Annotated in this window: 10 protein-coding genes; 4 read left to right on the top strand and 6 right to left on the bottom strand. The window is 38.4% G+C overall.

All coding sequences use genetic code 11. The features are described 5' to 3' along the window. Window positions 1-254: 254 nt before the first annotated feature. Window positions 255-1,172, top strand: a complete 918-nt coding sequence (locus PHT93_RS05610; RefSeq protein ID WP_300240510.1) for an endonuclease/exonuclease/phosphatase family protein — start codon at window positions 255-257, stop codon at window positions 1,170-1,172. A 45-nt stretch (window positions 1,173-1,217) separates the two neighbouring features. Next, window positions 1,218-3,512, top strand: coding sequence for a GH92 family glycosyl hydrolase (locus tag PHT93_RS05605; protein ID WP_300240508.1), 2,295 nt, complete (start codon window positions 1,218-1,220; stop codon window positions 3,510-3,512). A 175-nt stretch (window positions 3,513-3,687) separates the two neighbouring features. On the opposite strand, the gene PHT93_RS05600 is transcribed toward PHT93_RS05605, so the two are convergent. Together PHT93_RS05600 and PHT93_RS05595 are read right to left on the bottom strand one after the other, a co-directional pair. Next, a complete protein-coding gene (locus tag PHT93_RS05600; RefSeq protein WP_300240505.1) occupies window positions 3,688-4,200 on the bottom strand; it encodes a ClbS/DfsB family four-helix bundle protein in 513 nt (170 codons plus the stop codon). Window positions 4,201-4,245: 45 nt separating this feature from the next. Then, window positions 4,246-4,743 (bottom strand): DUF456 domain-containing protein, encoded by a 498-nt coding sequence (locus tag PHT93_RS05595; RefSeq protein ID WP_300240503.1) that lies wholly within the window; start codon window positions 4,741-4,743, stop codon window positions 4,246-4,248. A gap of 630 nt (window positions 4,744-5,373) precedes the next feature. Between PHT93_RS05595 and PHT93_RS05590 the strand changes: the two genes are divergently transcribed. Further along, window positions 5,374-5,997, top strand: coding sequence for a hypothetical protein (locus PHT93_RS05590; RefSeq protein WP_300240500.1), 624 nt, complete (start codon window positions 5,374-5,376; stop codon window positions 5,995-5,997). A 494-nt stretch (window positions 5,998-6,491) separates the two neighbouring features. On the opposite strand, the gene hemN is transcribed toward PHT93_RS05590, so the two are convergent. The 4 genes from hemN to PHT93_RS05570 all read right to left on the bottom strand — a co-directional run bounded on the left by hemN (window position 6,492) and on the right by PHT93_RS05570 (window position 12,598). Next, window positions 6,492-7,859 carry an oxygen-independent coproporphyrinogen III oxidase gene (gene hemN / locus PHT93_RS05585; protein ID WP_300240498.1) on the bottom strand — a complete coding sequence of 456 codons (1,368 nt, stop codon included), beginning with the start codon at window positions 7,857-7,859 and terminating at the stop codon, window positions 6,492-6,494. Between the two features lies 1 nt (window position 7,860). Beyond that, window positions 7,861-9,066 carry an MFS transporter gene (locus PHT93_RS05580; RefSeq protein WP_300240496.1) on the bottom strand — a complete coding sequence of 402 codons (1,206 nt, stop codon included), beginning with the start codon at window positions 9,064-9,066 and terminating at the stop codon, window positions 7,861-7,863. A gap of 6 nt (window positions 9,067-9,072) precedes the next feature. After that, window positions 9,073-11,154 carry a TonB-dependent receptor gene (locus PHT93_RS05575; protein WP_300240494.1) on the bottom strand — a complete coding sequence of 694 codons (2,082 nt, stop codon included), beginning with the start codon at window positions 11,152-11,154 and terminating at the stop codon, window positions 9,073-9,075. A gap of 430 nt (window positions 11,155-11,584) precedes the next feature. Continuing rightward, entirely contained in the window at window positions 11,585-12,598 is a 1,014-nt protein-coding gene (locus PHT93_RS05570) for a helix-turn-helix domain-containing protein (RefSeq protein ID WP_300240492.1), read from the bottom strand. 160 nt (window positions 12,599-12,758) lie between these two features. Between PHT93_RS05570 and gap the strand changes: the two genes are divergently transcribed. Further along, window positions 12,759-13,769, top strand: coding sequence for a type I glyceraldehyde-3-phosphate dehydrogenase (gene gap, locus PHT93_RS05565; RefSeq protein ID WP_300240489.1), 1,011 nt, complete (start codon window positions 12,759-12,761; stop codon window positions 13,767-13,769). Window positions 13,770-13,771: the final 2 nt, after the last annotated feature.

The following is a 13,771-nucleotide window of genomic DNA, read 5'->3' as shown; positions in this document are numbered from 1 at the left end:
CCAACCTTCGTCCTGATTGCGGGTGCAAAAGTAGTGCTCTTTAACATACAATCCAAATATTATTACAACTATTTTTGAGGAAATAATACAACAACACACCTCAACTGCTGAACATCTGACGATTACAGCACAAAAGAAATTTTTATCTTTTTTCTTCGACCTTAGTTTTTCATTCTGTTAACACGACAGACAATAGTACTCTTAGTCGATAAATGTACCTTTGTGCATATAGAAACTTAAATAATAAAAAACTCATGAAAAGAATTATTTTATCATTGTTCTTATGCACCGCCCTTATTGTCCCTGGCCTATCTCAAACACTAAACGTGGCATCTTATAACATACGCTATGAGAATAAAGGGGATACAGAACAAGGCAACGGATGGGAACAACGATGTCCTGTGATTTGCCAACTAATCACTTACAACGATTTCGATATCTGGGGAGGACAAGAAGTACTTAATCACCAACTGAACGACCTTCTTGAAAATCTCAATCAATACGGTTACGTTGGCGTAGGCCGAGACGATGGTATTACAAAAGGTGAATATGCTCCTATTTTTTATAAGAAAGATAAATTTTCAATTATTGAATCCGGCCATTTCTGGCTTTCAGAGGAAACGACTTACCCCAATAAAGGCTGGGATGCGGCTCTGCCAAGAATATGCACCTGGGGACATTTTAAAGAAATAAGTTCCGGACGCGCCTTCTGGTTCTTTAATCTTCATATGGATCATGTCGGAATAGTAGCCAGACGAGAGAGTGCTAAGTTAGTATTACAGCGTGTAAAAGAGATATGCGGGGATGAGCCGGTCATACTAACCGGAGACTTCAACGTGGATCAGACAAATGAAATATATGAAATTTTGGCTCACTCAGGCACTTTAGCGGATTCTTACGAAAAGGCAAGTATAAGATACGCGCTTAACGGAACGTTCAATGCTTTTGACACAAATCTGAAAACCGAAAGCCGGATTGATCATATTTTTGTTAGTCCTTCTTTTTTAGTTGAAAAATACGGTGTTCTTACAGATACATACCGCAGTCCTAAAAAGAATGCAAACACGATCGTATCTTCTAATTTCCCCAAAGAAGTATCACTGACAGAATATATCGCCCGCACCCCTTCGGATCACTTCCCGGTTCGGGTAGAACTTAGCTTCTTTAAATAAGAGAAAATATTAAACCACTTATAATACAATAATAAGACATAAAGAATGGGTACATTTAAGAAAACGCTATCTTTTTTCGCTTTCTTCCTGATTATTCCTTTTTCAGGTTTCACGCAAAAAACGACCAATTTGGTTGACTACGTAAATCCTTTAGCAGGAACATTATCCAAATTTGAGTTATCTACAGGAAATACATATCCCGCCATTGCCCTCCCCTGGGGAATGAATTTCTGGGTTCCTCAAACAGGAAATATGGGAGACGGTTGGGTATATACCTACACAGCAGATAAAATTAAAGGATTCAAACAGACTCATCAGCCAAGTCCCTGGATGAATGACTATGGCCAATTCTCAATTATGCCAGTTTCCGGCAAATTGGTTTTCGATCAGGACAAACGCGCAAGTTGGTTCTCTCATAAAGCGGAAATAGCCAAACCTCACTATTATAAAGTATATCTGGCAGATCATGACATCACCACAGAGATCGCACCGACAGAACGCGCTGCAATGTTTCGATTTACGTTTCCTGAATCTGATAAATCATACGTAGTTGTCGATGCCTTTGACAGAGGTTCTTATGTAAAGGTTATTCCGTCAGAAAATAAAATTATAGGATATACAACACGCAATAGCGGCGGCGTTCCTGATAATTTCAAGAATTATTTTGTCATCACATTTGACAAGCCATTTACTTACCAGGCAACAGTGGGTGATCAGGAAATCAGAAAAAATGAATTAGAAGCGAAGGAAGATCATGCCGGAGCTATTATTGGTTTTTCCACCAAACGACATGAGGTGGTACATGCCCGCGTTGCATCGTCTTTTATCAGCTTTGAGCAGGCTGAGTTAAATTTGAAAGAACTGGGCAATAATTCATTTGATGAAATAGCCCGGAAGGGTGAAGAAGTATGGAATGAAACATTAGGTCGTATTACGGTTGAAGACGATAATATAGATAACCTGCGCACCTTCTATTCCTGCCTTTATCGTTCGGTTTTATTTCCTCGAAGTTTCTACGAGATAGATACCAAAGGGAATATTATACATTATAGTCCGTATAATGGGAAAGTCCTGCCGGGGTATCAGTTTGCCGATACAGGCTTTTGGGATACATTCCGTTGCCTATTCCCATTCCTGAACATGGTTTATCCATCCATGAATGCAAAAATGCAGGAAGGATTGGTCAATGCATATAAAGAAAGCGGATTCTTACCGGAATGGTCGAGTCCGGGACATCGCAGCATCATGGTAGGAAATAATTCTGCTTCAGTGGTAGCCGATGCCTATCTGAAAGGATTGAGAGGATACGATATCGAAACACTATGGGAGGCGCTCAAACATGGAGCAAACAATGTTCACCCTACCGTACAGGCTTCCGGTCGTGCGGGTTATAATTACTATAATGAATACGGGTATATTCCAAATGATACGGAGATAAGTCAGAATGTAGCCCGTACATTAGAATATGCTTACGACGACTGGACAATTTACCAACTTGGAAAAGCCTTGGGAAAACCGGCTTCGGAAATAGACATTTATGCTAAAAGGGCAATGAATTATAAGAATCTCTTTGACCCAAAATATAATCTGATGCGTGGCAAGAGCAAAAATGGAACTTTTGAGGGGAAATTCAATCCGACAGACTGGAGTCGTGACTTTACCGAAGGAAACAGTTGGCATTATAGTTGGTCGGTCTTTCACGATCCACAAGGTTTGATAGACCTTATGGGAGGAAAGAACATGTTTAACACCATGTTGGACTCCGTATTTATTGTTCCCGGTATGGAAGGAATGAGCAGCAGAAGGATGATTCATGAAATGCGCGAAATGCAAGTGATGAACATGGGACAATATGCACACGGGAACCAACCAATCCAACATATGATTTATCTGTATAATTATTCCGGCGAACCCTGGAAAAGTCAGTATTGGCTACGTGAAGTAATGGATAAACTATACACAGATGGTCCTGACGGGTATTGTGGGGACGAAGATAACGGACAGACATCCGCCTGGTATGTTTTCTCGGCATTAGGTTTCTATCCTGTTTGCCCGGGAACAGATCAATATATCATGGGATCACCCTTATTCAAATCCGTAACAGTCAAGTTAGAGAATGGCAAACAATTAAAAATTAACACCAAAAACAACTCTAATGAAAACCGTTACATCTCCACAATGAAACTAAACGGTAAAAACTATACCAAGAATTATATCACGCACGAGGATATCATGAAAGGGGCTACACTAACATTCGATATGTCGGCTACACCCAATACTAAAAGAGGTATCACCGAAGCTGATTTACCCTATTCTTTCAGCAAAGAAATAAAAAAGTAAAAGAAGGCATATATAATATACCTAAGGGATAAATTAATTTCAATAGTAATAAAAAAATATAAAGGATAGTTTTGTAATCATATCCTTTATATTTTTTATGCCGTTTTATTCACAACTTGACCAAAAAGCAGAAATAAAATTGTTAACAAAATAGAGTTTTTTAGTTTCATAACTTTCACGTCTTACTAAGACTTTTCTTATGCATTTTGATCTTTTTAATAGCCCAATCGTAATGACTGGATGTAGCGGAAACACAATAGCTACCCAGACTTGTAGTTCCTGTCCATGAGAAATGTTTTTTCGTAAATAGCTCCCCATCCGAAAAACCACTAATCAAACTCATTACATCCATATGAGATTTATTCAGCATCCCAACCGCTTCATCCAAAGATGTTTTCTGATGTTTTTCCCAAAACTCGATATTCATCTGCGGATAAGTCTTCCAATTATAAGGTTCAGGCAAGAAACTTGCAGGTTTTCCCATTTGATTAGCGGTGACCCATTTTAACAATAGTTGATGCCACTCATAAAGATGCACCAACACATCCCGAATATTACGATCCCTATCTTCAAATTCAAAAAGACTTTCCTGCTCTGTTTCTGTCAACGAATTGATAAGTGAAAATAGTTTACCGAAGTTTTCTTCACCAGCGGATATCAATTCTGTTTTGGTTGTAGCTCTTCCCATATTAACAAAACTATTTCTTATGCTTTACTAACATTATTATGTATTTTATTCTATAAATATCCGTACAACTTCTCTTATGAAATAGAAAGTAAGTATTATGGCGACAGCCAGTTTCATCAACGTGCCGGCAACAAAACCAAGGAAAGCACCAAACCCTGCTTTTAAGGCTGTTTTAAAATCCTTTTCATCAAGAAGCTCTCCAATAACAGCACCAACAAAAGGAAAAATAATTATACCCAACGGCGGAAATAGAAACATTCCTGCCACTACTCCGACAGTACTTCCCCACGCCCCTTTACTACCACCTCCAAGTTTTTGAGTTCCCCATATCGGAATATAGTAATCGAGCAGTTGAATGATTACAACCATAACACCCCAGAAGATTAAAAACTCTGTCGAAAACTGCACTTCTGATGTAAAATGCAGAAGCAGAATGCCAATATAGCTTAAAGGAATACCCGGCAACATCGGAGCGATACACCCAATTATACCAATAAGCATGAAAATAACACCAAGAGAAATTAAAAGTATATCAAGAACCATTTAAATAACAATTTCCACAAATATAAAAATGTTTGATGTATTACTCCATGAGCCTGTTTAAATTTTATAGAAATAAAAGATTAAGAATGTTTCCGTCTTAGTCTTCACATCGCTTTATTTGAAGTGACTAAACTAACAATAAAGATGTATCAGACTAATATAACGATATGATTTATGCATGATTTGGATGGATTGTAGAAAGAACTTTGCCCTGGTTTGATAATGACAGAAGGCTTTGCCGAAATTATGAGCTAAAATTCGATTCGGCTGAGGAAATGGTCAAAATCGCTGCTATAAAATTATTATTGAGGAATATTTAAACAGGCTATTAATTATCAATTGCTGAGATTTATAATTCTGTCAATGGGTTATGGGTATATTATTTGAGAAATCAATACTTCCAACTAAAGAAGAATAAATTGAGATTAAAATATTGGGGGATAAACATTTTCCTCGTCCATGTCGTTTTATATCAACGCTCCTCTGTTTTACAACATTATTTAATATATATCTATTTAATTTAATTGTATTATATTGCGATATCATTAAAGTCATGACTTCAGTTTTCATAGTAGAATTTTTGTTTTTTGTTTAATTAAATCATAGTAATCACAATTAAATCTATTCAGTATGAAAAAATTAAAAAATGCTAATTATTGTTGTTTTTTTTGTATTATTTTAGTCCTCTCTGGGTGCAACAAAGCAAATGATATTTTTGATACCCAAAAAGACTTAAATTCAATATATACTGACGCAGACTTCGAGTATTTAAACCAAATAAATGCTGAAATATTTAGCAGAATAGAACATTTGGATATTGCAAAATTAGAAGAAGCGGTTCTTGAAAATGATGAAGAAAAAATATCGGATATGCTTGGGTTAAGCATTAGTCAGATGGCAGAGATAGAGGGAAAAATAAAATCTTCTGCTCAAAGTATAATGACTAAATATCCAATAATTAAAAGAGAAATAATCAAGAGAGAAGAACGTAAATGTGTCGAATGCGAAACTGATCCTATTATGCTATTAAAGTTACTATCAGAAAAGAAAAAAGATATAGCCTTATTTATGCGACTACGGAATGCGCCAATAACCGACGAACGAGCAGAACCAAAAGCTGAGGAACCTGGTAGTAGTGGCTGTCAAGCAAGTGGAGAATTTGTCGCTTGCACAATTGCTTGTGCTGTAGCTCCCGTTACAGTTTGGGCTTACCCTGCTTGTGTGTATTTCTGCTACAAAATTTATTGCGAATAATCTAATTGCAAAACAATGAATATTACAGTTATTATAACAGTCATACTATTGTCGATAATATACAATTATGTGATATTTTCAAAAAGGATAAGTCAATCCAATAAGAAGATGTTTGTACTTATCCTTTTCACAGTTGTATTAATCATTCTTTCCGCACAAACTGTCATATCCGGAATAACGGATATGACAACTACGATAATCGCATCTTCCTTGATCTTGTTGGCGGTAATTCCCTCTTTTTTTAAAAAAGAATAGGACTTTTGATGAACAAGTGGAAGAAGGCCTTAATTAAATAATAGGTGGTGATGTATAAAAATAGCACACTTTTAACATCACCATCTAAATATCACTTTTTTTGTTGATAAACCCATCTAATGCAAGATCAGGAAAAGCCTCTAACATCCAGGACTTGATCGTGGATGCCGTATTTTGAGTTAAAGATAGATAATAAACAAAGGGATGAATTTTCAACTCAGAGGAGGTATTCTTTCAACTTATACCGGCTTAGAGAAAACCTTATCCGTATTCTTCATCAGCACATCCATAGAAGCAGCAACATTACGAACAAAAAGTCGTCCCTCTGTAGTGATTTTTAAATAATCGGAGCTGAATTCAATTAAGCCGTCCACTTCAAACTCCTTCATGCGCACATCATCGTACCCAATAGACTGCTTCAGCTCTTGTACCGGAATCGACAGATGATCAGCCAAGCCCCACCAATCGATACAGTAATTACACATAAGAGTTTCGATCACTTCACGCGTAAGCTGTTCCGTCCGATTCAATTTATAACCTTTGATCACAGGAAGTTCCCCCTTCCCTACCCGTTCAATGTACTCGGCAATACTCTTTGTATTCTGGCAATAAGCATCCGAAAGCTGGCTGATACCGGTTACACCGAAAGCATAAACCTGCCCGGTCGTACGACGCGTACAATACCCCTGAAAATTACGATGCAGACGACCATTCGTTAACGCTTCATAAAGCTCATCATCAGGTTTCACAAAATGATCCAAACCGATCCGTTCGTATCCGGCAGCAGCAAGAACCTCACTGGCAGCAGCATACATACAGCTCTTTTCGTCGCTTATGGGCAGACCTGCTTTTTCTAAAATCAGTTGGCGTTTATAAATAGTCGGAATATGCGCATAAGAAAAGGTTACCAACCTATCAGGACTCAAAGCTACGGCTTTACGAATCGTTTGTTCAAAGCTATCCGCTGTTTGCAAAGGCAATCCGTAAATAAAATCCATATTGACCTTCGCTCCTTGCGATTTCAACTGATGAAAGATTTGATCAACCGGCAGCAAAGAAGGTTTACGGTTAACCGTCTTCAACACCTTCTCGTCAAAATCCTGAATACCAAGACTAAAACGATTGAATCCCGCTTCAAGAAGTTCCTGCCAATACGCCTCATCAGCATAACCCGGATGACACTCAATAGCTATTTCAGGCTGTTCAATACAATCGAAGGCAGAAAGCAAATGTTCATTCAATTCACGTATATAACGAGAAGGCATAGCCGTTGGCGTACCTCCGCCATAATGTATCTGCGCAATCTTACGATGGGAATCCAGTTTCTTTATCACCAGATCAATCTCCGCATGAAGAGCAGAAATATACTTTTCAACCATTTCCGGTTTTTGCATTGCGTAAGCATTGCATCCGCAGTAATGACAAAGACTCCGGCAAAACGGCATGTGAAGATAAAATGAAATATGATTAGGCTTTGCATGATTAGAAACAGCTATTGCAGCTTCGTAATCTGCCGATGTAAAAGAATCAGTAAAATGATTTGCCGGCGGATAACTGGTATAACGTGGCACCGGAACATTATATTTTTCAAGAATTGTTTGTTTCATTTTAATCGATACGTTTTTCTCCTTTGAAGACCGTTAATACATAGACTAATGAGGTCAGCGCCATGGTTGCCTGAAAACAGAACAAGCCCTGATACCCCCACATATCAGCCAATTTTCCACTCAGGATTGCAATACACATACTACTCAAATGCGTAATAACGGTTTGTACGGTAAAATCTGTCCCCTCCCGTCCCGGACGCACGCAGTCCATTGCCGTAGTATAAACAATAATGGTGGCCATACCATAACTACCCCAGATAAGAAATATACCGGCAAACAACACAGGCGGCGTAGGGTTCATCCAGGTGATAAAGGTAAAGAAAACCGCTGTGATAAAGATAACGAATGCAAAAAGCACCCTCGAAGCATGACGACCTATTTTGCGAACGATAAAGCCGGCAGAAAAAGAAGCAATAGCCCCCACAGAAGTCCCCACTATACCATACATCAATCCGATTTCTTTCATATCATAATCATGGTCAACCATATAAGGTTTAATCATAGCCAGCGTACCAATCAATCCAGAATAATATAAGAATAAGAAACCAACCTGTTTCCATATTCCTTTTTGATTGAAAAAATAAATAAAATCAGCTTTCTTTGCTTTAACAGAACTATCGGGTATCTGAATCTCCAACCCTTTATTCAATGAAAGCGGTAACAAGGCTATAAAAACAAACAGTGCCAGACAAGGCAACAGGTTATTCCACCCCATCTGCCGGAAAAGCAGCAACATCAAGCCGCTTCCGATCATAGAACCGGCAAAGCTTCCCATAGATTGCATACTATTCGCCAAACTCTTATCTTTCCGGTTAAAGGACAACACGGCCAATGCGTCGGTTGCAATATCCTGCGTAGCAGAAGCAATGAAAGAAAGGATGATGAGAACAAGAATCAGATAAAAATCTGTTTTAAAATCGAGAAAAGCCACCCCAAAAATTAACCCGGCATACAATAGTTCTGAAGAATATATCCATAATTTAAATTGATTTGTGGTCAGACAATTTCTATCCACAATCGGCGACCATAGAAATTTGAATATCCAGGGCAACTTGATCAACTGCAACAATCCGATTGATGCTAAAGAAAAATTTTCTTGTCGCATCATAACAGGTAATACTGTTGAGAAAAAGCTCATCGGAATGGATTGAGCAATATAAAGGGCAAAGAAAGTGCCCAAGTTATATACTTTCTTCTTTTCTATCATATTGGTTTAAAAAGTCATCGCTATACTGCCCCCAAAGGTAAACGGTTTTCCCTTCTGTGCAAAACGACTCCCCAATGCTTCGAAATAAAAAGCAGTATAATCTGTATTTGTGATATTTTTTGCCCAGACAGACAAAGATGCGATTCCCTTGGTCATTGAAACTTTCCCATTCAACAGTCCATACCAGGATTGTGTAGCCGTATTCACTTCTGTCCAATAAATATCTCCCGTACCGGTATAAGACAAACTGAAAGTCATACGGTCTAAGACATCGAATAACGAAGAGATCGTATAGTCCGCACTTACATTTAAAGTATTAGCGGGTACCATCGGAAGGTAATTACCGGAATAATCTAACGTTTCGCTACGTTTGTATTCTTTAAATTTAGCATGAGTATATCCATAGCTTATTTGCCATTGAAACCCACTGAACGGACGGCCATGCAAGCTGAGTTCAACACCTTTACTCTCTGATTTACCCGCATTCTTCAACATAAAACCTTGTCCGCTTGCAATCGGTTGGTAGATTTGCTGTTTACGCCAATCGATATAAAAAAGAGCCAGTTCCGCACTAAGGTACTGATCCCAAATATCAAGTTTTGTACCAAGTTCATAATTCCAACTATACTCAGGTTTGAATGTATGATCTTCTTCGGTATTGAAAGAAGTATTGAATCCTCCGGTCTTATACCCTTTCGTGATCGTTCCGTACAACATAGCGCCTGAAGGCAACGTATATTGAAGTGCGATCTTGGGGGTAAGCTGACTAAAACTCAGTTTGGAGTCGAAACGATCTGTTTCATTCCTTTCTCCATCTATTTCCTTAAATGCAGCGTAATCGTTTTTCGCATGTTCATAATCATAACGAAGTCCCAACGTAAGCGACAATCCGTCTGTCAGCAAATTATCAAAGGTTGATTGGTGATACAAAGCCATCCCATAGGTAGGCATATCGTATTCTTTATGCGTATGATAACCTAAAAGTTTATAGTTCATTCGTACCGTATTATCAAAACCTTGATAGAACGCAAACCCTCCGAATAACCATTTATACTCCTCGTTTCCGGTTGATTTGATATTTAACTCCTCAGAAATCATACTTTGTTTTTGTTCTTGGGTAACGAAATACTTATCTATGGGTGAAAAGTCCTGATCAATCCCCTGATCATCTGAAAGATACTGATAGGAAGTCTGACTATTAACGCTAAAAAGATCCGTGCGGTACTCCAGATTAACACCAGAAGTGGACATTAAGCGTTTATAGGAACTATAATCGTTATAATTCACTGCCCCTGCAGCCTGTTTAACCGTATCGTACGGAGCATAAGGATAGCCACCCTGATCGGTATAGTCGAGACTACTCGTCAAACGTAAAGATAGTCGATCAGTCATATCCCATTCGAGGCGTACACGTCCTGAAACGGCAAACAAATCATCGGCCTTCTTTCCTGTATATTCGTTTGTAAAATAACCGCCGTTACTTGTCACATCACCGGAGACGGCAAAAGCAACACGATCCGATAATTTCCCATAATGAGATACCGTCCCATTATAATTATTATAATTTCCTCCTGTAAAACGTAAGCTTGTTCCCTGATATTTTTTGGGAGATTTCGTGTAAACATTGATAATCCCCCCCATAGTATTCCGTCCGTAAAGCGTTCCCTGCGGCCCGCGTAACACTTCGATCTGGTCTATTTCCGAAAAATCAAAATCAAACGCCGATTTCTCAAAAAACGGCATCCCATCGATATATAAACCGACTGAAGGTGCATTAATCCTCGATCCGATTCCACGAATATAAACGGGAGAAGTCAATTTTGAGCCATAATCCGGAATAAACAAATTAGGAATAAGCGAACTGACATCTTTTATACTTAACACCTCACGGTTTCTAAGCATCGTTCCGTTCACAGCCGTCGCCGCTATGGGAGCGGTACTGAGACTCCTGTCTTCTTTAAAAGACTGAATGACCACCTCATCCAGATCTATCTGATTGTTGATTCTTGTCGTATCTGCTTCTTCTGCCTTTAGCATTGGAGTACATAGACACCCCATTATTACAAATAGTAGTATTTTAATATTCATCTTTTAGCATTTGTTTTCTGACCTATATTTTCTCTGGTATCCCGTACGTTTCGCTTTTTCCATATATGTAGTAAAGTTGTTCGACAGTTATCGAAAAACTTTACTATAACTGTGGAAAAGTTTTTCCATATATGTGGAAAAAGGGAAATGTATAATTTTAGTTTGCTTCGCAAAATTACCGTGAAGTTATCGCTATGACAATCACTACATGTAGTGATTTTTCACAAAAAAACAGATTTAACAATCTAAGAGCCTGTTTAAATTTTTATTCGTGGCTTATTTCGTTTTATTTTTTGTTTAGTTGTATATCCGCATGAATGAACATAGCGGGCTATGTGATTGAATGCGGAGATGCAGATAAGCAAAAAAGAAGACGAAATAAGACCGAAACAAGCCCTCAAGAAATATCCTATAAAAATTTAGACAAGCTCTAAATACTTGCTTCAGGAAACGAAGATTGAAAATTCTTTCTGTACTGAGCCGGGGTAGTCTCCATAAAATTAAGGAACTGGCGGCGTAAATTCTCCCCGGTTTTCAATCCGCACTGAGAGGCTATTTCATCAATCGACAATTGCGTTTCAATAAGATGTCGTCCTGCATTTTCCACACGCAGTTTATTAATGAACCTGGCTGGAGTAATTCGTAACTCTTTCACAAAGACACGAGCAAAATTACGCGGACTCATAGCCGCCTGCTCCGCTAAATCCTCGACAACAATATCTTCCTGCAAATGATCTATTATCCATTCACAAATAGTTCGTATTGTCGGATGTCCTATTTTTTTACAGTCTAAATACGTACTGAATTGAGATTGGTTTCCCGGACGTTTCAAATAGAAAACCAACCATCGGGCAACATGTAATGCAAAAGTTCTCCCAAGATCTTCTTCAAGCAAGGCCAATGCTAAATCTATACCAGAAGTGATCCCTGCCGCAGTATATACATTACCATCTTTAATAAATATGCGGGCTGTCTGCACATCAACACAAGGGAAAGCTTGTGCAAATTCTTCGTTTTTTGACCAGTGTGCAGTAGCTCTTTTTCCATCAAGAAGACCAGCCTCTGCAAGCATAAAAGCACCGGAGCAAACGGAACATACCTTTCGGATATTCCTTGATTCATTTTTTATCCATTCCAACAAAAGAGCCTTTCGTTTAGGCTCAAGATAACGTGCGAAGCCTGTTATAATAAGCGTATCAATTGGAAAATCAATTCCCGTATATGAACCTTCACTTACTATCGGCAAGCCCGATGATGTGCTGATTTGTTTCCCCTTACCCATAGAGACAACATGTGTCTGATAGTTGAAATCGACATCAGGCTGAATCGAATCAAATAAATCCACGGCTTTTGAAAACACTTCCAACGGGCTGACTGTAGTCAATAACGTTGTATTCGGAGCAACTAAGAAAACGACATGTCTTATTTTAAACTGTTTTTCCATATGAAAATAATTTCAAGATTTAAAAGTAGTTATTTATTTTTTACGCATATATAATTTGGCAGAAATTGCATATTTTTTGTCATTTAAGACAATGATATAATGTCGTACATTTGTAATAGAAAAAAGAACAAGATGTTTCAATCAATAAAAACAATTTATTATGAACACAATTAAAGTAGGTATTAATGGTTTTGGACGCATCGGGCGTTTGGTATTTCGTGCTGCTCAGAGCAGAGAGGACATACAGGTAGTTGGAATCAACGACCTGATTGACATTGACTATATTGCTTATATGCTTAAATATGACAGTATTCACGGACAGTTTAAGGGGGATATTGATATAAAAGACGGGAAATTAGTCGTAAACGGAAACACGATACGGGTAACGGCAGAAAAAGATCCGGCAAATCTGAAATGGGATGAAATAGAAGCTGAGTATGTAGTAGAGTCTACCGGGTTATTTCTTACAAAAGAGAAAGCGCAAGCTCATATTACGGCCGGTGCGAAATACGTCGTCATGTCGGGTCCGTCAAAAGATGATACACCGATGTTTGTTGCCGGTGTAAATGACAATCGTTACGTAAAAGGAACACAATTTGTTTCGAATGCTTCCTGTACGACAAATTGTTTAGCTTTGGTAGCAAAGGTTTTAAATGACAAGTTTGGAGTAGAAGAAGCATTGATGAGTACTATCCATTCTACAACAGCTACGCAGAAAACAGTAGATGGCCCATCAAGAAAAGACTGGCGGGGAGGTCGTGCTGCTTCGGGCAATATCATTCCATCAACTACCGGTGCAGCAAAGGCCGTCGGAAAAGTGATACCGGCACTGAACGGAAAGCTGACCGGCATGTCGTTTCGTGTTCCTACTCTGGATGTTTCAGTTGTCGATCTGACAGTACGTTTATCTCAAGCAACGACCTATGAAGAAATCTGTAAGGCAATGAAAGAGGCATCAGAAGGTTCCTTAAAAGGCTATCTGGCTTATACATCCGATGAAGTTGTATCCTCTGACATGATCGGTAACCCGAATACAGCTATTTTTGATGAAAAAGCAGGAATTATGTTAAGTCCTACTTTTGCCAAAGTCGTTGCTTGGTACGATAATGAATGGGGATTCTCTTGTAAAGTGCTTGATTTTATCGCAATTATGAAGAACGTAAACGGATAAAA

The organism is Massilibacteroides sp. (genome assembly GCF_028705895.1).
Taxonomy (GTDB): Bacteria; Bacteroidota; Bacteroidia; order Bacteroidales; family Tannerellaceae; genus Massilibacteroides.
This window is presented reverse-complemented; position numbering and strand designations above follow the sequence as displayed.

What these genes read in the sequence shown, in the direction of transcription:
- PHT93_RS05610 (WP_300240510.1), top strand. Translation starts at nt 255, where the DNA reads ATGAAAAGAATTATTTTATCATTGTTCTTATGCACCGCCCTTATTGTC.
- PHT93_RS05605 (WP_300240508.1), top strand. Translation starts at nt 1,218, where the DNA reads ATGGGTACATTTAAGAAAACGCTATCTTTTTTCGCTTTCTTCCTGATT.
- PHT93_RS05600 (WP_300240505.1), bottom strand. Translation starts at nt 4,200, where the DNA reads ATGGGAAGAGCTACAACCAAAACAGAATTGATATCCGCTGGTGAAGAA.
- PHT93_RS05595 (WP_300240503.1), bottom strand. Translation starts at nt 4,743, where the DNA reads ATGGTTCTTGATATACTTTTAATTTCTCTTGGTGTTATTTTCATGCTT.
- PHT93_RS05590 (WP_300240500.1), top strand. Translation starts at nt 5,374, where the DNA reads ATGAAAAAATTAAAAAATGCTAATTATTGTTGTTTTTTTTGTATTATT.
- hemN (WP_300240498.1), bottom strand. Translation starts at nt 7,859, where the DNA reads ATGAAACAAACAATTCTTGAAAAATATAATGTTCCGGTGCCACGTTAT.
- PHT93_RS05580 (WP_300240496.1), bottom strand. Translation starts at nt 9,066, where the DNA reads ATGATAGAAAAGAAGAAAGTATATAACTTGGGCACTTTCTTTGCCCTT.
- PHT93_RS05575 (WP_300240494.1), bottom strand. Translation starts at nt 11,154, where the DNA reads ATGAATATTAAAATACTACTATTTGTAATAATGGGGTGTCTATGTACT.
- PHT93_RS05570 (WP_300240492.1), bottom strand. Translation starts at nt 12,598, where the DNA reads ATGGAAAAACAGTTTAAAATAAGACATGTCGTTTTCTTAGTTGCTCCG.
- gap (WP_300240489.1), top strand. Translation starts at nt 12,759, where the DNA reads ATGAACACAATTAAAGTAGGTATTAATGGTTTTGGACGCATCGGGCGT.